Below are 26209 nucleotides of genomic sequence, written 5' to 3' on the forward strand. Positions count from 1 at the left end.
GATCCCTAAACGGTGAAGGGTCGGTGCGCGGTTAAGAAGCACTGGGTGTTCCTTGATCACTTCTTCCAAGATATCCCAGATGCGCTCATCGCCACGTTCAACCATACGTTTAGCTGCTTTGACGTTTTGCGCGTATTCGCGGGCAACAATTTCACGCATCACAAACGGCTTGAAGAGTTCAATCGCCATTTCACGAGGGACACCACACTGGTACATTTTGAGGGTAGGACCTACCGCAATAACCGAACGGCCTGAGAAGTCCACCCGTTTTCCTAGCAAGTTTTGACGGAAACGGCCTTGTTTCCCTTTAAGCATGTGGCTCAACGATTTCAATGGGCGACTACCTGGACCTGTGATCGGACGCCCACGACGGCCATTATCAATTAAGGCATCAACCGCTTCTTGAAGCATCCGTTTTTCATTTTGCACGATAATACCTGGTGCATTAAGCTCCAAAAGACGTGCCAAACGGTTGTTCCGGTTAATAACACGACGGTAGAGGTCATTGAGGTCAGAGGCCGCAAATCGGCCACCATCCAATTGAACCATTGGGCGTAAATCCGGCGGAATAACTGGCAAAATATTGAGAATCATCCACTCAGGCTTATTGCCTGATTTGTGGAAAGCGTCTAAAACGTCCAAACGACGAACAGCCTTAATGCGTTTTTGTCCAGTTGCTGTCTTCAACTCTTCTTTGAGGGTCGCAATCTCAGCAGGAAGATCCACTTGGCGAAGGAGATCTTGAATCGCTTCCGCACCCATTTTTGCCACAAATGAACCTACACCGTATTCACGCAAGCGTTCACGGTATTCACGCTCAGTCATGATAGATTTGTGTTCAAGCGGCGTATCTTTAGGATCAATAACCACATAAGCTGCAAAGTAGATGACTTCTTCCAGAGCTCGAGGTGTCATATCAAGGGTCAAGCCCATACGAGACGGAATGCCCTTAAAGTACCAGATGTGAGAAATTGGAGCCTTCAATTCAATGTGCCCCATACGCTCACGACGTACTTTAGCACGGGTTACTTCAACACCACAGCGGTCACAAACAATCCCTTTATAACGGATTCGTTTGTATTTTCCACAAGCACACTCCCAGTCTTTCGTTGGACCAAAGATAACTTCATCAAAAAGCCCTTCACGTTCTGGTTTAAGTGTACGGTAGTTGATAGTTTCAGGTTTTTTAACCTCACCATAGGACCATGAGCGGACCTTGTTTGGTGAAGCTAGGGTGATTTGCATACTTTTAAATCGATTTACGTCAACCACTAGTTATACCTTTCTTTATCTTATCTTTGAAGGAGGTGTAGAAAAACAGATTACCTCTACGGTCATAGCGCTCTCTATCTTAATCCTTTTCCTTCATAGTCATATTGTCTTACGGTAGCGCATTAGTGACTCTACTAAAATCCAAATGATCCGGTAGAGTCCTAACAAGCTTAAGACAGTTTTAATTATCAGCATCCTCTGCTTCAAAGGCGGCGGCAGCTTCAGCCGCAGCACGTTGACGCGCTCTTTCTAAATCATCCACGTGAATGATATCGTCATCTTCTCCTTCATCGAGATCACGAAGTTCTACTTCATTGTCATCTTCATCAAGGACACGCATGTCAAGACCGAGCGATTGCAATTCTTTTACAAGGACACGGAAGGATTCTGGCACACCTGGTTTTGGAATTGGGTTTCCTTTGGTAATGGCTTCATAGGCCTTCAAACGTCCTGTTACGTCATCTGATTTGTAAGTCAGGATTTCTTGAAGGACATTTGAAGCACCATAGGCTTCAAGGGCCCAAACCTCCATCTCACCGAAACGTTGTCCACCAAACTGAGCTTTACCGCCGAGTGGTTGTTGGGTAACGAGTGAGTAAGGACCTGTTGAGCGGGCATGAAGTTTATCATCAACCATGTGGTGAAGTTTGATCATGTACATGACCCCAACAGACACACGGTTATCAAATGGCTCACCTGTACGACCATCATAGAGAACGGTCTTAGCATCTGAATCCATACCAGCTTCTTTAACTGTCTCCCAGAGATCCTCTGAGGAAGCTCCGTCAAAGACAGGTGTCGCAATATGAATGCCTAAGTTGCGGGCTGCCATACCAAGGTGGAGTTCCATAACCTGACCGATGTTCATACGAGATGGTACCCCGAGTGGGTTGAGCATGATATCAACCGGGGTCCCATCTGGAAGATATGGCATGTCTTCGACAGGAACAATACGGGATACGACACCCTTGTTTCCGTGACGACCGGCCATTTTATCCCCGACTTTGATCTTACGTTTCTGAGCGATGTAAACACGGACAAGCATGTTGACACCAGATTGCAATTCATCGCCATTAGCTCGCGTAAAGATTTTCACATCGCGAACGACACCATCGGCACCGTGAGGGACACGAAGAGAAGTGTCACGCACTTCGCGGGATTTATCGCCAAAGATAGCGTGAAGAAGACGTTCTTCAGCAGAAAGGTCTTTTTCACCCTTAGGCGTTACCTTACCAACAAGGATATCCCCTTCTTTTACTTCAGCACCAATACGGATAATACCCATTTCATCTAAGTCTTTAAGAGCATCTTCACCAACGTTAGGGATTTCACGCGTAATTTCTTCAGGGCCTAACTTAGTATCACGTGTTTCTGATTCGTATTCTTCCAAGTGAACAGAAGTGTAAACATCTTCTTTCACAAGGCGTTCACTCATGATGACCGCGTCCTCAAAGTTATACCCTTCCCAAGTCATGTAGGCAACGATAGGGTTTTGACCAAGGGCCATTTCTCCACGTTCCATAGAAGGTCCATCAGCAATAAAGTCCCCTTTTTCAACCTTATCACCAACTTTGACAAGAGTCCGTTGGTTGTAGGCTGTACCTGAATTAGAACGGCGGAATTTTGTAATACTATAAATATCAAGAGAGCCATCTTCACGGCGGACTTCTACCTTATCAGCGTCAGCATAACTAACGGTTCCATTATGTTGAGCAATGACAGCAGCACCTGAATCATGGGCAGCTTGGTATTCCATACCAGTTCCCACATAAGGAGCCTTTGGATCGATCAACGGCACAGCCTGACGCTGCATGTTAGCTCCCATAAGGGCACGGTTGGAGTCGTCATTTTCTAGGAATGGAATACAAGCTGTCGCAACGGCAACGACCTGCTTAGGTGATACATCCATGAAGTCCGCTTGGTCAGCTGGAAATTCTTGGTTGTTCCCTTGGTGACGTCCCATAACGATATCGCTAGCAAAGGTACGGTCTTCGTTGAGGGGCGAGTTAGCCTGAGCGACGATAAACTCATCTTCTTCATCAGCAGTCAGCCAAACGATTTCGTCCGTTACCTGACGTGTTTCTGGATCAATCTTACGGTATGGCGTTTGAATAAAGCCGTATTTGTTGAGGTGCCCGTAAGAGGACAAGTTATTAATCAAACCGATGTTTGGTCCTTCTGGCGTCTCGATGGGACACATCCGACCATAGTGGGTGTAGTGAACGTCTCGAACTTCATATCCCGCACGATCACGCGTCAAACCACCAGGCCCTAAGGCTGATAAACGACGTTTGTGCGACAACTCAGACAGTGGGTTGTGCTGGTCCATGAACTGAGACAACTGAGAAGAGCCAAAGAATTCTTTAACAGCTGCTGTCACTGGACGGATATTGATGATGCTTTGAGGCGTTAAGACTTCATTATCTTGCGACGACATGCGCTCGCGCAAGTTACGTTCCATACGCGTCAAACCGATGCGTACTTGGTTCCCCAACAGTTCCCCAACAGCACGGATACGGCGGTTTCCTAAGTGATCAATATCATCCACACGGCCGAGACCTTCTGCCAAATTAAGGAAGTAGTTCATAGACGCCAAAATGTCAGCAGGGGTAATCGTACGTAACCGTTCATCTGGGTTAGCATTACCAATCACATGAATCACACGATCAGGATCTGTTGGCGCAACAACCTTAAAGCGCTGTAATTCTACAGGTTCTGTCAATACAGCGGAGTCATTTGGAATATAGGTAATCTTATTCAAATCACCATCCAGTTGCTCAGCGATAGAGTCAATGACCTGACGGGTCATAACTGTTCCTGACTCAACCAAGATTTCCCCTGTTTCAGGATCCACCAAAGGCTCGGCAATCGTTTGGTTCAAGAGACGGGTTTTAATATTTAGTTTTTTATTTATCTTATAGCGACCCACCGCTGCCAAATCGTAACGGCGTGAATCAAAGAATCGCGCGGTCAAAAGAGTACGGGACGAATCAGCTGTTTTGGGTTCACCTGGACGAAGGCGCTCATAAATTTCTTTGAGAGCTTCATCTGTCCGTGAGTCAGATAGGTTTTTATGCAAATCTTTTTCAATGGTATTGCGAACAATTTCGCTATCGCCAAAGATGTCAAAGATTTCATCGTCTCCAGAAAATCCGAGGGCACGCACAAGGGTCGTAAATGGAATTTTACGGGTACGGTCGATACGGGCATAACCGATATCTTTAGAGTCGCTTTCAAGCTCCAACCATGCACCACGGTTAGGGATAACGGTTGTACCATAGCCAACTTTACCGTTTTTGTCCACCTTATCGTTGAAATAAACACCTGGTGAACGGACGAGCTGAGAAACGATAATCCGCTCACCACCATTGATGATGAAGGTTCCCATTTCAGTCATCAGTGGGAAATCTCCAAAAAAGACTTCCTGCGTTTTAATCTCACCAGTTTCTTTGTTAATCAAGCGGAAGGTAACAAAGATTGGAGCAGAATAAGACGCATCATGAAGACGAGCTTCTTCTAAGGTATATTTGGGTTCCCGCATTTCATAACCCACAAACTCCAATTCCATGGTGTCTGTAAAGTTAGAAACAGGAAGTACATCTTCAAAAACTTCCTTCAATTCCCGATCCAGAAATTCTTTGTAAGAATCGGTCTGGATTTCAATCAAGTTTGGTAAATCAAGAACTTCTTTAATTCTTGAAAAGCTACGACGGGTACGGTGCTTACCGTACTGAACTTCATGTCCTGCCAAGTTGTTAGCTCCTTTTCTGTGATAGGACTGGGTTAGCCAGTCGATCGCAACAGTTGTTTTCTATTGAATTAACTAACTGTTTGATAAACAAATGCCGTCTTTGGCCCCCTAATTATTAGAATCTTTAAATTTATGTAACAAACTCAAAAATTCCTAAAATTAGGCGCAAAAAGAGCAGCTAAATCTTCCTGTATAAGTTGGATTTAACTGCTGTTAGTCTTATTTGGACAATATTTCAAACAAAACCACGACAAATCTTTTAACTATTATACCGTGATTCTGCTTATTTTGCAAGCATTTTGAATAGGAATTATTCCTAACCAAGAAATCAAAAATAACTTATTCTTCGACCTCTTCATTGGTCTCTTCGGATGAATCAGAAGAACTCTCACTTGATTCAGATGATTCTTCTGTTTCCTTGTCACTATCTTCTTCCTCGTCTTCCTCGTCGGAGGAATTGTCCCCAGCAATACTTCCCCAAGCCTTGGCGTAGTCAGCATCAGTACCACCAACTCCGAATCGGTATCCCGTCACCGGCGCCCCGTTAATAGCCCAATAACTCGTTGTTGTCGCGCCTCCAACATTAATAGCTCTACCATTAATGGTAACCTGACCAGGTCTTTGACCAGTAGAGGATAGAACCTGTGAGGCAATCACGCTTGAGTCTAGTTCAAAGCGTTCACCAATATTCCCAAAAATATTGGGATCTGCTGCGTAAATTGCAGCCACTAAACGAGCCATGTACTGGGCGTTTCTGTTATATCCCGTATCGTCAGGCATGGCTGTATTGTCGTCATGTCCTGCCCAACCACTCAGGGTAACAGCTGGTGTCGCGAGACTAAGCCATACATCCTTGTAGTAATCTGTAGATCCTGTTTTACCAATCCAATCTGCCCCAGCCAAGGTGCCATTTATGCCTCGCAAATTATTGAGGAAATAAGTCGTAGCCCCAGACGTAATCGGTCCTCTCAAAAGATTTTGCATAATGGTTGCAGTCGCTTTTGAAAAGACTTGAACCGGTTCTGCTTGATGCTGGTGAATGGCTTCCCCGTTCTCATCTGTAATGCTTTCGACCATATAGTGCTTTTGGTAGACCCCATCATTTGCCAAAGTCTGGTAAGCATTGGCCATTTGGGCAACAGTTACCTCAACACCAGATCCTAATGGTAAACTTTCAATCCCATATTCAGCAATCGAAATATTCATCTTCTCCATATAGGACTGGACGTCCACACCAGTATTTCTAAGGAGGCTATAGGTCCAATAAGCTGGAATGTTTTGCGACTGGTTCAATGCTGTTTGGAGCGTCTCCATATGGGTACCAGAGCTAACACCATGCATAATTTTTTGCCCACTAGCATAGGTCGCTGGGTAATTGGAAACCATAGAAGCTGACCCCATCAACCCTTGGTCAATAGCGATGGCATAAGGTAAAATCGGTTTAATATTGGAACCTGGAGAGCGATAGGTGTTAAGCGCATGGTTGACTTGGTTGCTAGCATAGTTGTAGCCGCCCACAAAAGCGATGATTGCGCCTGTTTTATTATCCAGCAACACATTGCCTACTTCAACTGTAGAAGTGCCATCTTGCAGGACTCCGGAATGGGCAACCGCGGCCTCTTGCATGGCTTGGTAGACAACTGGGTTAATAGTTGTTTTAACCGTATAACCTCCCAAGCTAAGTTCTTGGTTGGCCATTTCCTTGTAAGTTTGAACGGTTTCTGCCTTTTGCAGGTCTTCTTCCGAAACCTGATCACGCTTAATTAACAAGTCATAGATAATGGCCTCAGCTTCTTCAACGACCGCATAATAAAGGTAGTCACCCGTATCACTCATGATTGGTTCTCCTGGGAGAAAGTCTTGAGAGATATCATAGGCTTTGTAAATCTCATACTCCTCTTCAGAAAGAACACCTGTCCGATACATACTATAGAGCACATCCTTAGAACGCTCAATGCCATAAACCATAGCGTCAGCCGTTTTGAGAGTCCCATCAGAAGCATAAGGAGAGTAGACAATAGGGCTCTGTGGTAATCCCGCTATAAAAGCAGCCTGTGGAATAGAGAGTTCAGTCGCAGAAACACCAAAGATTCCTTGAGCTGCTTCTTCAACACCAGCAATATTTTGTCCATGGTTGTTCCGGCCAAAGGAAGAAACATTGAGATAGAGGGTTAAAATCTCATCCTTACTCAGCAGTCTTTCCAATTCCATGGCATAAACAATTTCAGATGCCTTACGAGAGTAAGTTAATTCATTTCCGACAACTTGTTGCTTAATCAGCTGCTGCGTTAACGTTGATCCACCGCTTGATGATCCTAATCCAAGGGAGCCCAAGGCTGCACGAAAAATAGCTTTGGGAACAACACCGTCATGAGTTTCAAAGTTTTCATCTTCAATTGAAGTGACGGCTTGTTTAATATAGGGTGAAATCTCTTCGCTAGAAACCTCAGTTCTTAAAAGATCAGACTTGACCTCAGAAATAAGAGTGTCGTCTGCATAAGTCAACTTAGAAATACCGGTCACTTCACTAACTCGGCTGACCAAAGTCGCCTGATCCATGGCTTCAACTTCTTCAAAAAGGCTACCCAGATACCCCAGTCCAACCCCAGCGATAAGAGCGCTCCCAAGCACTGCAAGGATAAACAGCGTATTAAAACCCATTTTAACTCCACTAAGAATCCTGTCAAGATAGGGGACTATTTTAATGAGTCCAGATTTTTCCCAGAAAGCAACTACTTTCGTTTTAACTGTATTTACTTTTTCGTTGTTTTGTATGTTTTTCAATTTCTCAAAATCAAATTTTGCCATTAAAAACTCCTTATCCAGCCCATTATAACATATTTTTTTAATTCTTCGCCATCTCAAGATAAATTTGTGATATAATGGAAACATTACTGAAATCGAGACTATCAGTCTAATCAGTAGTTCTGTTTTCAAAAACAGATAGCAAAATCTAAAAAGGAGAATAGCCTATGAACATCTTTGAAGAACTCAAAGCGCGCGGCCTTGTTTTTCAAACAACAGACGAAGAAGCCCTTGAAAAAGCCTTGACAGAAGGGAGCGTCGCTTATTATTCAGGCTATGACCCAACTGCTGATAGCCTGCACCTAGGTCACCTAGTGCCCATCTTGGTCTGCCGTCACCTGCAATTAGCAGGACACAAGCCTTTTCCGCTAGTCGGTGGAGCTACTGGGCTTATTGGGGACCCGTCTTTTAAGGATGCTGAGCGTAGCCTTCAGACCAAAGAAACGGTTGATGGTTGGGTGGAAAAAATCCAAGGTCAACTCTCTCGTTTTCTTGATTTTGAGAATGGTGAGAACAAGGCTGTCATGACCAATAACTACGACTGGTTTGCCTCTATCAGTTTTATCGATTTCTTGCGTGATGTCGGGAAATATTTCACTGTCAACTACATGATGAGCAAGGAATCTGTCAAAAAACGGATCGAAACTGGAATTTCCTACACCGAGTTTGCCTACCAAATCATGCAAGGGTATGATTTCTACGAACTCAATCGCGCCCACAACGTCACCCTGCAAATCGGGGGTTCTGACCAATGGGGCAACATGACTGCAGGTACTGAGTTGCTTCGCCGCAAGGCTGACAAAACAGGCCATGTCATCACCGTACCTCTCATTACCGACTCAAGTGGTAAAAAATTCGGAAAATCAGAAGGTAACGCTGTTTGGTTGGACGCTTCTAAGACCAGTCCTTATGAAATGTACCAATTCTGGCTCAATGTCATGGACGAAGATGCGGTTCGCTTCCTAAAAATCTTTACGTTCTTGACCTTAGAAGAAATCGAAGACATTCGTGTCCAATTTGAAGCAGCACCGCATGAACGCCTAGCTCAAAAAATCTTAGCCAAAGAAGTTGTAAGCCTCGTTCACGGAGAAGACGCTTACAACCAAGCGCTGAAGATTACCGAACAACTCTTTGCAGGCAATATCAAGGGCCTTTCAGCTGAAGAACTCAAAGCTGGACTCAGCAACGTTCCGAACTACGCTGTTCAAGCAAAGGATGACTTAACTATCGTCGAACTCTTGGTTGCAGCTGGTGTTGTTACCTCTAAACGCCAGGCCCGAGAAGATGTCCAAAATGGAGCCATCTACATCAACGGCGACCGTGTTCAAGACCTTGACTACACCTTGTCAGACAAGGATAAGATTGACAACGAGCTCACTGTCATCCGCCGTGGAAAGAAAAAATACTTTGTTTTAACGTTTTAAGAAGCTTAAAAGCACTGGCCCACCAGTGCTTTTTGCTTTAGTCAATGTCAAACTTGATTTCTTGTTGCTTGACGCCAATTTTAAGAAGATGGCCAGAACTTAATTCTCCAGACAAGAGTTTCTCTGCCAACGGGTCTTCCAATGCTGTTTGAATTGCCCGGCGCAGTGGTCTCGCCCCCATCTCTGGATCATAACCGAGTTCTGCTAAGCGCTTAAGAGCAGAAGGCTGTATTTTCACCTTGATATCCTTCTCGGCTAAACTATCAATGAGCGGTTGTACCATAATTTTAACCACTTCTTGCATATGAACTTGGTCAAGGCTATGAAAGACAATTTTTTCATCGACGCGGTTAAGAAATTCTGGTCTGTAGTGCCGTTTCAACTCTTCAAAAATTCGTTTTTCCATATTAGCATGGTCAAACCGTAGATCCTTGCTTCCAAATCCAACTGTCTTATCGTCCCGAAGAGCTGTCGCTCCAAGGTTAGAGGTCATGATGATTAAGGTGTTAGAAAAATCAACCTTGCGTCCACGGCTGTCAGTTAACTGTCCATCATCCAGAACCTGAAGGAGGACATTAAAGATATCTGGATGAGCCTTCTCAACCTCATCAAAAAGGAGTACAGAGTAAGGTTTGTTGCGAACTTTTTCCGTCAACTCCCCACCTTCTTCATAACCGACATAACCAGGAGGCGCTCCATTGAGGCGACTTGCTGCAAATTTTTCCATGTACTCAGACATGTCAAAACGTAGCAAGGCTGACTCATCATCAAAAAGCACTTCTGCTAAGGCTTTGGCAAGCTCAGTTTTCCCAACCCCAGTAGGACCTAGGAACATAAAGGATCCTATCGGACGCTTGGTTTGACGAATTCCCGATTGATTACGCCTGATGGCACGGCTGACAGCCGAAACAGCGGCATCTTGTGCAATCACGCGCTTGTGTAATTCGGCCTCTAAATTAAGGTATTTCTTGGCTTCCGTCTTGGTTAATTTAGTGACTGGAATACCAGACAAGCGGCTAAGGGTCGTCAAGATATCGTCTTCGGTGACGCTAATTTTTGAATTCCACTCTTCTCTATCAAGCAACCTTTCAACTCTTTTCAGCTCTCCTGCCATCAAAGCACGGTCCAGTTCATTTAGTTCCGGTTGAATGCCTGCATGGCCGGCCTTATTTTGGGCAGTAGCGGCAGCCTCATCTAAAAGGTCAATAGCGGAATCAGGAAGGTTTTTCCCTGTTAAATAGCGCTTAGCATAGGTCACCGCCGTTTCCACCGCTTTGTCCGAAATAGAGACACGGTGGTGTTGCTCATACGTTTCTTTTAGACCTTGCAAAATCGTAATCGCCTCTGTTTCTGATGGTGATTCTACAACAACTTTGGCAAAGCGACGAGATAAAGCGGAGTCTTTTTCAATGTGTTTTTGGTACTCATCTTGGGTTGTTGCCCCGACCATATGAAGGGTCCCACGAGATAGGGCAGGCTTTAGGATGTTAGCTGCATCCATCGTACTATCAATCCCGCTTCCGCTCCCCATAATAGTATGGAGTTCATCGACAAAGAGAATCACTTGGCCATCTGCCTCAATATCATCAATGATATTGTTCATCCGTTCCTCAAAATCACCGCGAAAACGGGTCCCCGCAATAACCGACATTAATTCCAGTTCCAAGACACGCATCTTGGCCAATTTCTCAGGAACCTCACCTGCTGCAATGCGTTGGGCAAGACCTAGCGCTAGTGCTGTTTTACCGACACCCGCATCTCCGACTAAAACAGGATTATTCTTTGTTTTTCGACTGAGAATCTGGACCATGCGTGAAATTTCAGCATCGCGTCCAATAACTGGCTCTATCTCTCCTTGACGAGCAGCTTCGGTCAAATCGCGGGTATAATCTTCTAATCCTCCACTTGGTGCACTAGGCATCCCCATCATATTAGCCATATTGCCCTTAGAGGCTCCTGAATTGCCCTTAATCATCGCTCGAATGGCTTTAATATCTGCTTTAGTCATTCCGGCTTTATGCTCTAGGTTTTTTCGCAAGTCGACCATGGTCACATCATGCTCTCCTTGCTCAGTCGTAAAACCAACTTCCTCGAGGACACGACAAGCCAGAGATGCACCATCTAAAATAATAGCTAGCAACAGGTGCTCTGTTCCCAGTTCTTTGGCTTTAAGGGTTTGGGCAATGGCCTTAGCAAACTCAGTAAGATTACGCAACCGCTTGGAATGGGGCAAAACAGTAAAGTCTCCAACCTCTTCACGCATTTCCTTTTCGGTCACTGCATAAATGGCCCGATCATAGTCATTGAAATCAAAGTCAAAATCCTGTAAAGCTGAGCCAGCTATCGACTCGCCATTGCCAATAAAACTCAAAAGAACATGCCACGACTCAACTGATTGGCAACCATAGCGTTGAGCAAGAATCTGTCCATCTTCCCAAGCTGTTCTCATACCGTGTGATAATTTCATACGTTTCAGTTACTCTTTTCTATCTAATTGCTGAATAATCCGTCGCAACGAATTTGCTCGAATCTTATCAGCTTCTGCTCCTAAAACCTCATTAGTACTCATGGCTAAAATGAGATTTCCCTCTCTTTCTGTCATCAACTTTTGTTCAAACAACATTTGAATAATATCTGTAAAAACGGTCTGACTGACTTGATTTCCAAGACTAAGTCTCAACCCTTCTAATCGGTGGTGATGATCTGAAAAATCAATTTTATCGATGCGGATATAGCCACCGCCACCGCGTTTGCTTTCAACCACATACCCACGGCTCTCAGTAAACCTCGTCTTAATCACATAGTTAATCTGACTTGGAACAACTTCAAAAGACGCCGCCACTTCGCTACGCTTTAGCTCTACAAAACCAGCTTGGGCTAAACGCTTTTTAATATAAGCTTCAATGCTATCAGATGTATTTTTGGGCTCCATCAGACCACCTCCTCTGACTATCTTTGACTATTATATCAAAAAAATGATCAATTAGGAACTAAAGAGGTACAGAGAAGAAAAGCTCTCCCATGGGATATTTGATTATTTCAAGTTCAATAGCTTTTAGTTGACCTTTCTGACAGAAGCCTATACAATAAGACTATTATCATTAAGGATGGTTTTATGCATTATCTTATTTTATTATTGATTTCAATGGTGCCATTGATTGAACTTCGTGGTGCAGTGCCTTACGGTATTGCTAATGGGATTCCCTTTTGGCAAGCCCTTTCCCTGGGTGTCCTTGGGAATATGTTGCCAGTGCCGATTATTTTCTTTTTTGCCCACAAAGTATTGGTCTGGGGTGCTGATAAACCTGTAATTGGCCCTTTCTTCAGCTGGTGTCTTCGTAAAGGCCAAAAAGGAGGAAAAGTCTTGGAAGAAAAAGCTGGTAAGAACGGGATTTTCCTAGCCCTTCTTCTATTTGTCGGTATTCCTATCCCAGGTACAGGGGCTTGGACTGGAACTTTAGCAGCCAGTATTTTAGGATGGGACTTCAAAAAAAGTGTTGTGGTCATTATGCTAGGGGTAATTTTAGCAGGTGTGATCATGGGGCTCTTGACGGTCTTTGGTCTCAATGTTTTTAGCCATTAAAAAGTATTCTACCTCACTAGACGACTAGTGAGGTAGAATACTTTTTTGATAATTGATCAGCCTAAATAGCTAGTGGATGTTTTGCCCCTGAATTAATCGTCTAAGGCAGCAACATACTGATCTACTGCTAAAAGAGCCGAAGCCACATCATCTGCTGTAATGGCAAATGGCATTTGATGAATGGTCTCTCCTTCAATCGTTGCTTGTTTTCCAACTTTAAGCAGGGTATCATAATCCGCATCAGCTAAGTGCAATTCTGATAACCGTGTTGGTAAGTTCAAGGCTTGGTAGAAGCGAATATGTTTGTTTATCTCTTCTTTTGGACGATTTTCCAAGAACAGTTGGGTCAAGGTGCCATAGGCCACTTTTTCACCATGGGTCAAATGATGAATATCGCCTTCTAATGCTGTAAAACCATTGTGGATAGCGTGAGCAGCTGCAAGCCCAGCACTTTCAAAGCCAAGACCACTCAGCAAGGTATTGGCCTCCACAATATTTTCTAAAGCTTTCGTCACTACTTTGGCTTCACAACTGGCCATAGCTTGGAGGCCATCGGCAAACAGGGTCTTTTCACAAGCTTGGGCAATCGCAACTCCTGCAATGGTTTGGTGCCCACCAGCCATGGTTGTTCCATTATTTTGGACAACAGCTCTAGCTTCTACCCAAGTCGCAAGACCATCGGCAATCCCTGAAGCTAGTAAACGCGGTGGTGCTTGACAGATGACCTGGGTATCTACTAAGACTAATTCTGGGTTTTTAGAGTAGAAGATATATTTTTCAAAGGCCCCTTGGTCGGTATAAATAACAGATAAAGCTGAGGTTGGGGCATCGGTCGACGCGATAGTTGGGGCAATAATGACAGGAATCATTAATAAATCAGCAATCGCCTTAGCACTGTCTATGGTTTTACCACCACCAAGTCCAATAATGACATCGACCTGACTTTCCTTGCCTAAGTCAACGACGCGATTAATCTCATTATCAGACGCTTCTCCATTAAAAGCTACCCGTGTTACCTCAAAAGATTCTGAGCTTAAATAGTCAATAAACCGCTCACCAACAATATCAAACACGACATCGTCACAAAGAACTAAAGGACGTTTGCCTAGTGCATTAATTTGATCAGCACTTGAAAACAAAACATTTTTCCCTTGAACATAGCGGGAAGGACTCGCAAAAACTTTCATTAGTTTACCTCATTCCATTCTAGAGAAAAGCAATTTCTCCTAACTTATAGTCGTCACTCCGATACATCTAACCTCCCTTCTTTTTAGAAAACGACCTCGCATGTTCAGTATAACTTTTTCCAAAAAATTGTGCAAAAATTAACAATGTCTCTCTGTAACTTTACTCCTAGTATATCAACTATAATCTAAACTTTTTGAAACAAGCTTGCTCGTTCATTTTCACTGCTTAATGACTTTAAAAACGACTACTATAGCTAGCCTAGTAAAAGTTATCGACTAACCGCAACTGCTCTTTCTGCCATTTGTTGAATTTTAATTGTGGAATTATTTTGGTAAATAACACCATTGATCAATTCACCGTGGGCAAACAGATTCGGCAGGGTGCCGTAACGTGGGGAGATGATTTGAGCAGTTTCAGCTAGGACACTGAGACCTCCCTCGTCATCGATTTGTACGAGGTGCTGGTCTAACAATCGTTGCAAAAGAGGTGTAGCCTTCTTCTGATTTGCTTTTGTGAGGTTATAGCCCGTTGCATTAATCACATACGAAACCTTACAATCATCTCCTTCTTTTTGGATAATATCAAACTCCTCATCGTTTGCTACAACATCGGTCACCTGATTCAAAACAACTAAGCGTCCTGACTTATCAGCTCCTATCAGGACATCGGCTGATTCTTCTGGCATAGGGTTTCGAAGATTGATGATAGCTTTTTCGTAAATCTCCTTGTACTGTTGACGGTCTGACTGCGTCATCCGAGGCCAAAGGTCGCTGAACCAATCTGCCACACGAGAAGCAAGCGCTTGTAGTCGATAAAGTTCCTCAGGGTAAGTTTCAGCTAAACAAAGACCCTCTATCCCTGATGCTAAATAGGTTTCACAGGCATTTTCCCAATTCTGAAACCCAAGCGCCTGCAGCTCTTTTTCTAATAGTTCTTCAAATTCTTCTATGGAAAAATAATCTTCTAATTTCAAGCTTTCAAATTTGTCATCTGTCATCGCCACCCATTCGAACGGTTCCCCATCAAGGATACGAACGGTCGGAAAATAACCGGATCTTGAAAAAGCAAAAACACGGGCTACAGGTTGGTTTAATAGCCATTTGAGCACATCGACCGCTGCCAAACCTGTCCCAATCAAAGAGACCGAACTATCCTTCCAAATAATGTCGTTTAGCTCTCTAATAGGATAAGGGTCTCTAATGTAATTAGAGTTGTCCTCTAGTCGGTAAGGATCAATGGTGGGTAAATCCCCACAGGCCAAATGCAACTCATCAAAGACTTCCCCATAGAGTTCCCCATCGATGTGCACTTGCCATTGTTGTGTCTCTGGAAGATAGGTCAAGTGGTCTACGCGCTTTTTAACAACTGTTGTGGGCAACTGGTCTATCAATTCTTGACCACGCTCCTGCATATACTGACCATAAAGTGCTCGACTCACATAAGGCCGATCCACCGCATATCCTTTCGCGATCAACCAAGCTTTAAAATCTCCCATATCTCGATAATCAAAGGAAATAGTATCAATAGGCGAGTTGATTAGAGCTTCATCGACATCCTCTTGGAAGGGAATCCCACGTCCAAAATGATTTCGATCATCAAAACAGACAATAGTCAACTGTGCCAGTTGAGTTTCTGTTAATTGAGATAGGCCCAGTAAAACAGCGAGGCCACTGACCCCCATACCTACAATTGCGATTGATTTTGTCATTTCTATATTCTCCTAATCTTATGATATCATAAGATAGAAATCCTGTCTGTAAAACATTGGATTAGATGACCGTCTTTTCTTCATTAACACAAAAAGGCCCAACTCCTCAACCATTACTAGAGGAATTGGGTCTTATCTGTGATTTCATTTTTGATAACTGAAAGGAGCAATCGTCCTCTCACTGTCATTCTTATTTACCAAGTGCTGCAGCCATTGTTGCTGCAACTTCATTTTCAAAATCATTGGCAGCTTTTTCGATACCATCACCAACTTCAAAACGGGCAAAGCTAACGACTTTAGCGCCTACTGAATCAAAATAGGCTTCAACAGTTTTGCTGTCATCCATGATGTAGACTTGTGAAAGAAGTGTGTACGCTTGGTCTACTTGCGTGTTATCCAGCATGAAGCGGTCCATCTTACCTGGTACAATTTTATCCCAGATTTTTTCTGGTTTGCCTTCAGCAGCCAATTCAGCTTTGATATCAGCTTCAGCTTGTGCCAATACATCATCAGTCAACTGAGCTTTTGAACCATATTTCAAAAGTGGCAAGGCTGGCTTGTCAACCATGGCACGGCTTTCATTGTCTTGCTCGATCTTGTGGTTGAGTTGTGCCAATTCGTCTTTGACAAATTGCTCATCCAATTCAGTGTATGAAAGAACAGTTGGTTTCATAGCAGCGATATGCATTGAAACTTGCTTAGCAAGGGCTTCATCGCCACCCTCGATCACTGAGATAACCCCGATACGACCACCGTTATGTTGGTAAGCACCAAACACTTGCTCATCAGTCTTTTCAACCAAGGCAAAACGGCGGAATGAAATTTTCTCACCGATAGTTGCTGTTGCTGATACAAAAGCTGCTTCTAAAGTTTCACCTGAAGCTGTTGTCAAGGCAAGAGCTTCTTCGTTGTTAGCTGGTTTACCTTTAGCAATGACTTCAGCTGCTTCTTTAACAAGCGCTACGAATTGATCGTTTTTCGCAACAAAGTCTGTTTCAGAGTTCACTTCAACAACTGCAGCAACATTGCCTTCTACAAAGACACCAGTCAAGCCTTCAGCTGCAACACGGTCAGCTTTCTTAGCAGCTTTTGCCATTCCTTTTTCACGGAGCAATTCTACCGCTTTATCGATATCACCATCTGTTTCAACCAATGCTTTTTTAGCGTCCATGACACCAGCACCAGATTTTTCACGCAATTCTTTTACAAGCTTAGCTGTAATTTCTGCCATTTATAGTCTCCTTTTTAAACGAAATAAGGGAACAGGGCTCCGCCCCGCCCCCTTAGGTTTTAGATTTACAATTATTAAGCGTTATCGCCTTCTACAACTTCAACCAATTCTTCGATTGATTCAGTAGATGCTGGCTCTGAAGCTAATTCTGCTTCAACGGCTTCGACGCTGTCTTCACCTTGGTGACCTTCAATGATCGCATCAGCCATTTTAGCAGTGATGAGTTTAACCGCACGAATCGCATCGTCGTTTGATGGAATAATCACATCAATGTCATCTGGATCAGTGTTTGTATCAACCATAGCTACAACTGGAATACCCAATTTTTTAGCTTCTTTAACAGCGATTTGTTCTTTATGTGGGTCAACAACGTACATAACATCTGGGATACGAGGCATGTCTTCGATACCACCCAAGAATTTTTCAAGACGAGCCATTTGTTTGTTAAGAAGGGCAACTTCTTTCTTAGGCAAGACTTCAAAAGTACCGTTTGCTTCCATCTCTTTGATTTCTTTAAAGCGACGGATACGTTTTTGAATAGTGTCCCAGTTAGTCAATGTGCCACCCAACCAACGGTGGTTGATGTAGTATTGACCAGCACGTTCAGCTTCTTCTTTGATGGCTTCAGAAGCTTGTTTCTTAGTTCCAACAAACAAGACAACCGCATCGTTAGCTGCTGCATCACGAACAAAGTCGTAAGCTTGATCAGCCAATTTTACAGTTTGTTGCAAGTCGATAACGTGGATGCCGTTACGTTCTGTAAAGATGTACTTCGCCATCTTAGGGTTCCAACGACGCGTTTGGTGACCGAAGTGCACACCCGCTTCGAGGAGTTGTTTCATTGAAATTACTGCCATGAGTATTTCTCCTTTTTTGTTTTTTCCTCTCTAAGATTTCAACTCGCAAAACCACCACAAGGGCAACAGTTCCACGATTCATCTTAGATGAGTATTTGTTGTTGTCACAACTTTGTCACAACTTTATCATGATAACAAAAAAATTCTCTTTTTGCAAGCAAAGTCTCTATTTAAAATCAAATCTTCAATGTTTTAGTGATGTCCACCACACCATGTCACCCCCATTGACAGCTTGCTTGAAAAGATTTCTATCCTCGAATACAATCACGCCTTACTCACAATCCGAAGAAGTTTCGCAATTTCCGATTAAGACCTTGACGGAAGTTCATTTTTAGGGTAGAATATTATCTGTTATAAAGCGCATGGCGGTATAGCCAAGTGGTAAGGCACGGCTCTGCAAAAGCTTGATCGTCGGTTCAAATCCGTCTACCGCCTTAAAGAAGAATATCTTTCTTGCTTTTACATGCTGAAAAGCCCTGTTTTAGGGCTTTTCTTTGTTTTTCGTCAGGTTAAATCAGGCTAATTATGGAGAAGTTGGTGGGCAAATGGTGGTCAAAAAAATTAAAAAAAGTTTATTAAACTACTTGACTACTATTATAAATAATAGTATAATATAGACATAAGGTAAAGGGAGGTTACCTTAGACAAGGAAAGTAACAGAAAGGAGTAAAAATGTTTAGGTACTTAAAAAAGCCACTCAAGGTTAGAACAGATAAGTCGGTCGTCAAACTAAATCTTATCATCCTAACCATTGAATGGCACATCACGATTGGATAGTGAGCAATCACTATCCACCCCTTCGGGGGTGTACTTAAATATTATCAAAAAATGCTATGAAAGTAAAATACAAAGTAAGTAAACATAAATTTGACTGGAAAGCCTTCTTGGTGTGGTCACTGCTTATTGCATTGATACTCTGGTTGGTTTTCAAATAAGGAGTATCATCTATGATAAAAGTGTTATCCAAGGAAGAGATGATGAATTTCATCAAGAGTCATTCACGCTATCAAATAGCACAGGCCACAGGTATATCGGAGCAAACTTTAGCAAACTATGTCAAAGGTCGGACTGATATTGGTGGCATGTCTTTTGATAAAGTCATCAAAATAACTCAGTACTATAACAGTTTAAATCGCTAATGTCTATTATATTGGACAAACATCCCATCCTTCAAACCATTCCAGTCCTCTATGATCTGGATTTTGCCCATACCCAACCGCTCTTTACCATTACCATAGGGGCTCAGGCAACACTTGACACCAGTGACGGTAAGATCCTTGTTAAGGAACAATGAAGCAGACCTTTATGAATTTCTACTAGTTCTCTTTGAACAAAGAAAAGGCAAGCAGAGTCTCTCCCAGCTTGCCTTTTCTTTAGTCGTATCAACGGTTGGTTATAATTCAGCTATTTGGCTCATATTAACTTCAGCCACAGTATCATTGCCAAACATAGAGATAATCATCTTGACCTTGTTGTTGTCGATCTCAGAAACCTTGCCTTCATAGCCAGAAAAGGCGCCATCGATAATGCGAACAGTGTCCCCAACACGCACATCAATGGAGAATTCTTGCACACTTTGCCCCATAGAGGCAAGGATGGCCCGAATTTCCTCTTCCAAGAGTGGGGTTGGTTTAGAGCGGTTACCATGAGAACCGACAAATCCGGTAACGTTTGGCGTATTACGGACCACAAACCAAGCTTCATCGGTCATGACCATCTCAACCAGTACATAACCTGGGAAACGGTTTTCTTCAATCTCTTTCATCTCCCCTTTTTTCTCAACTTGTACGGTTTGGGTCGGGATTTCCACGCGCAAGATGTTTTCTAACATATCATATGTCTGTGCCCGCTGTAGAAGGTTTTCTTTGACCTTGTTTTCATAGCCTGAGTAGGTTTGCAGGACAAACCAGCCTTTATCAAAACTATCCATTCTTTATTTTCCTTTCAAAAAAGAGCCTGCCGGCTCTCTTAATTACTCTTATTATACCTTAAATGCTTGGGCTTGACAACTTTTTAGAAAAAGTTAATCAAACTCATGAGACCACGAGAAACTGCGAGGTCAAAGAGGTAAATCACAGCTACAAAGAAAGCTGTGTATTCCATGACAGAAAGAAAATCTGCCCAACGTTGTTTACTGTCTGGCCAGGTTGTATCTGCCAAAATTTGAATCGTATCGCTAATAAATTTCATATTAACTCCTTTTGTTACCGCGTTTCCTTGTGGGAGGTGTAGCCTCCACAATGTTTGCAAAACTTGTTGACTTCTAGTCGTGTTGGTTTTTGATTACTGCTCAGTTTAATGGAATAATTGCGTGACCCACAAACTGTACAGGCTAAGCTCCCTTTTTTAAGTGCCATTTAAAGCCTCCATACATATCCCCATTATTTTAGCATTTTATCTGACACTTGACAAGTTATTGGAACAGACTCTTCACGGTTTCCCATAAATTTTGCGCCTTTTCAGGGATATTAGCTTCCTCTATCGCTTTTTGTGCTTGGTCTAAAATCTGTCCTGCCTGCTCTCTAACCGTATCTAATATCTCACCAGCAGGATTTGAGGTCTGGCCTGTTTCATTAACTGGCGCAATACCATTTTCAGCATAGGTATTTTCCTGTGTAAAGGCTGTTCCTGCCGTATAAGGTAGTATACTGTTAGCGACTGTTTGGAAAATCGCTGACGCTTGGTTGGATGATGTCCCTTCCAGATAGTGCGTTTCATCGGTTTTGGAAAAGCCTAACCAGTGACTGATAACAACATCTGGCGTGTAGCCAATCACCCATTGATCACTAGCCACATTAGGATCAAAACTGGTTTCTGTCGTCCCTGTTTTTCCCGCCATTTCATAACCATATGGCGCTGCATAGACTCCTGTCCCATTCGAAAACGTTCCCAGCATCATACTGGTCATTTTATTGGCAACAATGCTGTCCATAACCCTTGTTTTCTTTGACTGGTGGTTTTTTAGTACCTTACCACTAGCAGTTTCGATGCGTGTGATCAAATGAGCATCCGGCATGACCCCACCATTGGCAAAGGCTGAATAGGCTTGTGCCATTTGGAGTGGATTAGTGACGACACCCCCTCCTAGGGCAACTCCTAATTCTTGGGGAACCTTAGTCATGTTGAGGCCGAATTTCTTCCCATAGCTAAAAGCTGTCTCAATGCCTAATTCATTAACAGTCGCGACAGCTGGTAGGTTAAGAGACTGGGCCAGGGCTTGATACATGGGAACTGTGCCCGTTTCTGTTCGAGACCCCATATAATTGTCCAAGGTATAGGTGCCATAGGTGGTCGTCGTGTTGTCCAACTCACGGTCTGTTTCCCAACCTGCAGCAATAGCTGGCGTATAGGCAACTAAAGGTTTGATGGTTGATCCTGGGCTTCGTTCCGATTGAGTGGCATAATTAAAACTACGGTAGCTATAATTCTCACTGGAGTTAACACGACCAACAAGGGCACGAACACCACCCGTTGAAGGATCCAAGGCAACTGAAGCAGACTGAGCCATCTCCCCATCGCTATAGGCAACCGGAAAGAGACTGTCTTCGTTATAGACTGCTTGGACATTGGCCTGATAATTTTGGTCCAGCTCAGTATAAATACGGAGCCCATTGTTAACAACCTCGTTTTCAGACAAGCCGTATTTACTAATCGCTTCTTCTATGACGGCATCAAAGTAAGATGGATAGGCATACTTACTGCTACGGCCCATATAGGTATCAGAAAGTTGCCCTGCCATATCCACGGCAGAAGATTCATCTGCCGTAGCCTGATCGATGTAGCCTGCGTCCACCATCACTTGGATGACCGTATTGCGACGATTGGTTGCATTTTCAAGCGAATAATAGGGATTATAAATCTCAGGACCCTTTAACATGCCAGCCAAGGTCGCAGCTTGTGAGAGACTCAGTTGACTGGCCGAAATCCCAAAGTACTTTTGACTAGCATCCTCTACCCCCCAGACCCCGTTGCCAAAATAAGCATTATTGAGGTACATGGCTAAGATTTCTTCTTTTTCGTAAGTCTTGGTTAATTCTAAGGCCAAGAAGAACTCCTTCGCCTTCCGGGTTACGGTTTGTTCTTGGGTCAAATAAGCATTTTTAGCCAACTGCTGGGTAATGGTCGAGCCACCTCCAGAGCGCCCCAAGGTCACTATCGCTAGGGCAAAGCGCCCATAGTTAATCCCTGAATTTTCATAAAAAGTACGGTCCTCTGTTGCGACAACTGCCTGTTCCATATAATCTGAAATCACATCCAGCTGGACATAGGTTCCTTTCTGACCAGAAAGACTGCCTGCTTCGACAGCGTCCTTATCGTAAATAATGGTTTCTGCTTGCAGAGCCGCCTGCAAATCTTCAACATTAGCTGTTTTGGCTAAAAAGAAGAGCCAAGCGCCAACAGCCACCCCAGCAGTTGCAATCACAATTAAGAGAATCTTGGTGAGGTGATACCTTCTCCAGAAACGTCGGAAAGCCGATTGTCCTTTTTTAGAGCCTGAGGCTTGACCAGAATGCCGTCTTCGACGCTGATGGTCAGTAGTTTTGATGTTATTCACATCCTGATTGAGTAGCGCCTCTTCAGTCAATTGGTCTTGATCTATTGGTTGAGCGGTTTCAGTCTCGTCTATCTCGTCTGATAAGAAATATTTCTTCATAAAGTCTTCAAAAAATTGTTTAGGTTTCATCACTGTCTCCTTTCTTGAAAACTGCTTCTATTATACTACATCGCGACCTATTCGTCTCAATTGGGCCGTTCCGCCAGCTTCTAGACCTGTCTTATCAAGCTTTTTATGATAGAATAAAAAGAGATTGTCATTATTAGAAAAGGAACAACCATGTCAGACATTTATGATATCACCATTATTGGAGGCGGTCCCGTTGGACTATTTGCCACCTTCTATGCTCATTTGCGTCACGCCAAAGTCAAACTCATTGATTCTCTGCCTCAGCTCGGTGGCCAGCCGGCTATTCTCTACCCTGAAAAAACGATTTTAGATGTCGCTGGCTTTCCGAACATCACTGGTGAGGGCCTGACCGACAGTCTCCTCAAACAATTAGCGCTCTTTGATACGACCATTTGCCTCAATGAGACTGTTCTGGATATTGAAAAAAACGATACTATCTTTACCCTTAGGACTAACCAAGCAGAACACCAGACGAAAGCCGTGCTCATTGCCATGGGTGGGGGGGCCTTCAAACCCCGTGCTCTGGAGTTAGAAGGCGCAGATGATTTTGAGAACATCCATTACCATGTGGCTAATATCAACCAATACAAAGGGCAAAATATCGCCGTCTTAGGAGGTGGTGACTCAGCCGTTGATTGGTCTCTAGCCTTTGAAAAAGCTGGTGCCAAAACGACCATTATTCATCGCAGAGATAATTTCCGGGCCCTTGAACATAGTGTCGAAGACTTGAAAAACTCTAGCGTAACCATCAAGACGCCTTATGTTCCAAGTGGCCTCATCACAAAAGATGGCAAAGTGGAAGCCCTTGAAATCACTAAGGTCAAATCAGACGAAATGGACGTCTTGCCTGTCGATCATCTCTTTGTCAATTACGGGTTTAAATCTTCTGTCGGTAATCTGAAAAAGTGGGGACTGGAACTCAATCGCCACAAAATCATAGTTGATTCTAAGCAAGCAACCTCTGTCCCAGGTATTTACGCTGCTGGCGACTGTTGCTACTACGATGGAAAAATCGATCTGATTGCCACTGGTTTTGGAGAAGCTCCAACAGCAGTCAATAACGCTATTAACTATATCAATCCGGCTGAAAAAGTACAGCCTAAACATTCAACTAGCCTTTAAAGGAGAAAGGATTTTTTATGAAAACAAGACATGAACTCAAAGACCGCGCTCTCGAGCTTTTAGCAGAACGCGGCGTGACCATGGATGATTTGGCCGAGTTGGTCATGTATCTCCAAAACAAATACATTCCTGACCTCAGTAAGGAAGTGTGTTTGGAGCACATCACATCTGTCTTAGAAAAAAGAGAAGTTCACAATACGATTATCACTGGTATCGAAATTGACAAGTTGGCTGAAGAGGGCAAACTGTCACAACCCCTTAGCGACATTTTGATGAGCGACGAAGGGCTTTACGGTATCGATGAAATCATGGCCCTCTCCATCGTCAATGTCTACGGTTCTATTGGGTTTACCAACTATGGCTATATTGACAAGGTCAAGCCTGGCATTATTCAGAAACTAGACACCAAAGAAGGCGGCAAATGCCATACCTTCTTAGATGATATTGTTGGGGCGATTGCAGCAGCTGCAGCCAGCCGATTAGCTCACTCAGACCCAAGCAAAAGTGCCATCACCAATAAAAACTAACCGCTTTTCAAAGCCAGACCCATCAATCACTTTTGTTTGGTCTGGCTTTTATCTTGTGTTACAATAATCATTATGGATAAAATCATTAAAACCATTTCTAGCAATGGTGCTTTTCGCGCCTATGTGCTAGACAGTACAGAAACCGTTAAACAGGCTCAAGCTTTTCATAAAACCCAGAGTTCATCGACTGTTGCCCTTGGACGTGCCTTAATTGCCAACCAGATTTTGGCAGCCAATGAAAAAGGAGATACTAAGGTCACTGTCAAAGTCCTAGGCAATAATTCTCTTGGTGCTATTATCTCAGTCGCTGATACCACTGGTAAGGTCAAGGGATATGTGCAAAACACTGGCGTAGACATTAAGAAGACCGCAACTGGCGAAGTCGTCGTTGGTCCCTTTGTCGGACAAGGCCAATTTTTAGTCATCGTTGACTACGGTACAGGTCAACCCTACACCTCTATGACACCTATCGTCACTGGGGAAATCGGAGAAGACCTGGCTTATTTCTTAACCGATAGCCAACAAACACCGTCTGCTGTCGGGCTCAATGTCCTATTAGATAGCAACGATCAAGTCCAAGTCGCAGGTGGCTTTTTGGTGCAGGTCTTGCCAGATGCTAAGGACGCAGACATTGCCCGCTTTGAAAAACGCCTCCAAGACATGCCTGCTATCTCAAGCCTTTTAGCGTCTGAGGACCATATCGAAGCCCTTCTCTCTGCTATTTATGGTGATGACGATTACAAGTGTCTCGAAGAAAGCCCCCTCAGCTTTAGCTGTGATTGCAGTCGTGAACGGTTCTTAGGAGCATTGGCTAGCCTGCCTAAAGCAGACCTTGAAAGCATGCGAGACGAGGATCAGGGTGCCGAAATCATTTGCCAATTCTGCCAGACGGCTTACCAGTTTAATTCAGAAGATTTGGAGGGACTCATCCTTGAAAAACCTTAACACACCCTTTATGATTGGCGATGTTGAAATCCCCAATCGTACGGTCCTAGCTCCCATGGCTGGGGTCACTAACTCTGCCTTTCGAACCATCGCTAAGGAGATGGGAGCTGGTCTTGTGGTCATGGAAATGATCTCAGAAAAAGGGATTCTTTACAACAATGAAAAGACTCTTCACATGCTCCATATCGATGAGAACGAAGCCCCTATGTCGATCCAACTGTTTGGAGGCGACGCTGATTCGCTCGCACGCGCAGCGATCTTCATCCAGGAAAATACCCGCGCTAATATCCTTGATATCAATATGGGTTGTCCTGTCAACAAGGTCGTTAAAAACGAAGCTGGTGCCAAATGGCTCCGCGATCCAGATAAAATCTATCACATCGTCAAAACAGTAACTTCCCACCTCGACATTCCCCTAACCGTCAAAATGCGAACCGGTTGGGCTGATAGCAGTCTCGCTGTCGAAAATGCCTTAGCTGCTGAAGCAGCAGGTGTTTCGGCTCTTGCCATGCACGGAAGGACCCGTGAGCAGATGTATACAGGGCACTGTGACCACGAAACGATTGCTCGCGTTGCTAGAGCCATCACTAAGATTCCTTTCATCGGAAACGGCGATATCAAAACGGTCCAAGATGCCCGCTTCATGATCGAAGAACTCGGCACAGATGCGGTAATGATTGGTCGCTCCGCCATGGCTAATCCTTATATCTTTACGCAGATTAACCACTACTTAGAAACTGGAGAAGAGCTTCCTGATTTAGTCTTCGAAGACAAGATGAAGATAGCTTATGAACATTTGAAGCGTCTTATCGCTCTCAAAGGCGAACATGTGGCGGTGCGGGAATTCCGTGGACTAGCCCCTCATTATCTGCGCGGCACATCTGGTGCAGCCAAGCTTCGCGGTAAAATTGCAAAAGCTGAGACCTTGGCAGAAGTTGATGACATCCTCGGCTACGCTCCCAAAACAATCGAATTTTCTTAATCTCAACATTTCTTAAAGTCTTTAAGGAAACTTTAAGCAAGTTCCGTTATACTTTATGTATCCTAAAATTTTTCATATTCTCCCTAATATAAGAGCTGATTTATTTCAGCGACCTATTAACCACAAAACC

Annotated in this window: 20 protein-coding genes, 1 tRNA gene and 1 pseudogene; 9 read left to right on the forward strand and 13 right to left on the reverse strand. The window is 43.7% G+C overall.

Annotated features, from left to right (window positions below; all coding sequences use genetic code 11):
* From ACVRYP_RS05310 to pbp1b, 3 genes are all read right to left on the reverse strand, one after another.
* Nucleotides 1–1272, reverse strand: a 1272-nt coding sequence (locus ACVRYP_RS05310; protein ID WP_522732414.1) for a DNA-directed RNA polymerase subunit beta', incomplete at its 3' end; no start/stop codon positions are given.
* 181 nt (nucleotides 1273–1453) lie between these two features.
* A complete protein-coding gene (gene rpoB / locus ACVRYP_RS05315) occupies nucleotides 1454–5023 on the reverse strand; it encodes a DNA-directed RNA polymerase subunit beta (RefSeq protein WP_447467717.1) in 3570 nt (1189 codons plus the stop codon).
* 339 nt (nucleotides 5024–5362) lie between these two features.
* Nucleotides 5363–7831 carry a penicillin-binding protein PBP1B gene (gene pbp1b, locus ACVRYP_RS05320; RefSeq protein WP_447467718.1) on the reverse strand — a complete coding sequence of 823 codons (2469 nt, stop codon included), beginning with the start codon at nucleotides 7829–7831 and terminating at the stop codon, nucleotides 5363–5365.
* 164 nt (nucleotides 7832–7995) lie between these two features.
* Between pbp1b and tyrS the strand changes: the two genes are divergently transcribed.
* On the forward strand, nucleotides 7996–9252 hold the full coding sequence (gene tyrS, locus ACVRYP_RS05325) for a tyrosine--tRNA ligase (RefSeq protein WP_447467719.1): 1257 nt from the start codon (nucleotides 7996–7998) through the stop codon (nucleotides 9250–9252).
* Between the two features lie 37 nt (nucleotides 9253–9289).
* Here the strand turns inward: tyrS and ACVRYP_RS05330 are convergent, their stop codons facing one another.
* Together ACVRYP_RS05330 and ACVRYP_RS05335 are read right to left on the reverse strand one after the other, a co-directional pair.
* Nucleotides 9290–11719, reverse strand: a complete 2430-nt coding sequence (locus ACVRYP_RS05330; RefSeq protein WP_447467720.1) for an ATP-dependent Clp protease ATP-binding subunit — start codon at nucleotides 11717–11719, stop codon at nucleotides 9290–9292.
* A 9-nt stretch (nucleotides 11720–11728) separates the two neighbouring features.
* Nucleotides 11729–12184, reverse strand: coding sequence for a CtsR family transcriptional regulator (locus tag ACVRYP_RS05335; protein WP_447467721.1), 456 nt, complete (start codon nucleotides 12182–12184; stop codon nucleotides 11729–11731).
* Nucleotides 12185–12367: 183 nt separating this feature from the next.
* On the opposite strand from ACVRYP_RS05335, the gene ACVRYP_RS05340 reads away from it, so the two are divergent.
* Nucleotides 12368–12835, forward strand: coding sequence for a COG2426 family protein (locus ACVRYP_RS05340; RefSeq protein WP_447467722.1), 468 nt, complete (start codon nucleotides 12368–12370; stop codon nucleotides 12833–12835).
* A gap of 92 nt (nucleotides 12836–12927) precedes the next feature.
* Here the strand turns inward: ACVRYP_RS05340 and ACVRYP_RS05345 are convergent, their stop codons facing one another.
* The 4 genes from ACVRYP_RS05345 to rpsB all read right to left on the reverse strand — a co-directional run bounded on the left by ACVRYP_RS05345 (nucleotide 12928) and on the right by rpsB (nucleotide 17819).
* Nucleotides 12928–14022, reverse strand: coding sequence for a glycerol dehydrogenase (locus ACVRYP_RS05345; protein WP_447467723.1), 1095 nt, complete (start codon nucleotides 14020–14022; stop codon nucleotides 12928–12930).
* A 269-nt stretch (nucleotides 14023–14291) separates the two neighbouring features.
* The gene (locus ACVRYP_RS05350; protein ID WP_447467724.1) at nucleotides 14292–15731 is read right to left on the reverse strand and encodes an FAD/NAD(P)-binding protein; all 1440 of its coding nucleotides are present in this window, start codon (nucleotides 15729–15731) and stop codon (nucleotides 14292–14294) included.
* A 190-nt stretch (nucleotides 15732–15921) separates the two neighbouring features.
* Complete coding sequence (gene tsf / locus ACVRYP_RS05355; protein WP_447467725.1) at nucleotides 15922–16962, reverse strand: translation elongation factor Ts; 1041 nt, start codon at nucleotides 16960–16962, stop codon at nucleotides 15922–15924.
* A gap of 74 nt (nucleotides 16963–17036) precedes the next feature.
* Complete coding sequence (gene rpsB / locus ACVRYP_RS05360; RefSeq protein WP_307121198.1) at nucleotides 17037–17819, reverse strand: 30S ribosomal protein S2; 783 nt, start codon at nucleotides 17817–17819, stop codon at nucleotides 17037–17039.
* Nucleotides 17820–18183: 364 nt separating this feature from the next.
* Between rpsB and ACVRYP_RS05365 the strand changes: the two genes are divergently transcribed.
* From ACVRYP_RS05365 to ACVRYP_RS05375, 3 genes and pseudogenes are all read left to right on the forward strand, one after another.
* Nucleotides 18184–18254 (forward strand) — tRNA-Cys (locus ACVRYP_RS05365).
* Between the two features lie 512 nt (nucleotides 18255–18766).
* Nucleotides 18767–18958: a helix-turn-helix domain-containing protein gene (locus ACVRYP_RS05370; protein ID WP_307121199.1), complete on the forward strand. Its 192-nt coding sequence runs from the start codon at nucleotides 18767–18769 to the stop codon at nucleotides 18956–18958.
* Nucleotides 18949–19113, forward strand: a pseudogene (locus ACVRYP_RS05375) (LD-carboxypeptidase); the annotation flags it as partial. The gene ACVRYP_RS05370 and the pseudogene ACVRYP_RS05375, both read left to right, overlap by 10 nt.
* A 99-nt stretch (nucleotides 19114–19212) precedes the next feature.
* Here the strand turns inward: ACVRYP_RS05375 and nusG are convergent.
* The 4 genes from nusG to pbp2a form a co-directional block, all read right to left on the reverse strand.
* On the reverse strand, nucleotides 19213–19749 hold the full coding sequence (nusG, locus tag ACVRYP_RS05380) for a transcription termination/antitermination protein NusG (protein ID WP_447467726.1): 537 nt from the start codon (nucleotides 19747–19749) through the stop codon (nucleotides 19213–19215).
* Nucleotides 19750–19832: 83 nt separating this feature from the next.
* A complete protein-coding gene (secE, locus tag ACVRYP_RS05385) occupies nucleotides 19833–20009 on the reverse strand; it encodes a preprotein translocase subunit SecE (protein ID WP_447467727.1) in 177 nt (58 codons plus the stop codon).
* A 14-nt stretch (nucleotides 20010–20023) separates the two neighbouring features.
* Nucleotides 20024–20176, reverse strand: coding sequence for a 50S ribosomal protein L33 (gene rpmG, locus ACVRYP_RS05390; RefSeq protein ID WP_307121252.1), 153 nt, complete (start codon nucleotides 20174–20176; stop codon nucleotides 20024–20026).
* A 56-nt stretch (nucleotides 20177–20232) separates the two neighbouring features.
* Nucleotides 20233–22503 (reverse strand): penicillin-binding protein PBP2A, encoded by a 2271-nt coding sequence (pbp2a, locus tag ACVRYP_RS05395; RefSeq protein ID WP_447467728.1) that lies wholly within the window; start codon nucleotides 22501–22503, stop codon nucleotides 20233–20235.
* A 150-nt stretch (nucleotides 22504–22653) separates the two neighbouring features.
* On the opposite strand from pbp2a, the gene ACVRYP_RS05400 reads away from it, so the two are divergent.
* From ACVRYP_RS05400 to dusB, 4 genes are all read left to right on the forward strand, one after another.
* Nucleotides 22654–23625: an NAD(P)/FAD-dependent oxidoreductase gene (locus ACVRYP_RS05400; protein ID WP_447467729.1), complete on the forward strand. Its 972-nt coding sequence runs from the start codon at nucleotides 22654–22656 to the stop codon at nucleotides 23623–23625.
* 17 nt (nucleotides 23626–23642) lie between these two features.
* The gene (locus ACVRYP_RS05405) at nucleotides 23643–24152 is read left to right on the forward strand and encodes a phosphatidylglycerophosphatase A family protein (RefSeq protein WP_307121255.1); all 510 of its coding nucleotides are present in this window, start codon (nucleotides 23643–23645) and stop codon (nucleotides 24150–24152) included.
* Nucleotides 24153–24224: 72 nt separating this feature from the next.
* Nucleotides 24225–25097 (forward strand): Hsp33 family molecular chaperone HslO, encoded by an 873-nt coding sequence (gene hslO / locus ACVRYP_RS05410; RefSeq protein WP_447467730.1) that lies wholly within the window; start codon nucleotides 24225–24227, stop codon nucleotides 25095–25097.
* Between the two features lie 10 nt (nucleotides 25098–25107).
* Nucleotides 25108–26079, forward strand: a complete 972-nt coding sequence (dusB, locus tag ACVRYP_RS05415) for a tRNA dihydrouridine synthase DusB (RefSeq protein WP_447467809.1) — start codon at nucleotides 25108–25110, stop codon at nucleotides 26077–26079.
* The last annotated feature ends 130 nt before the right edge of the window (nucleotides 26080–26209 follow it).

It is taken from the genome of Streptococcus rifensis, assembly GCF_053203525.1.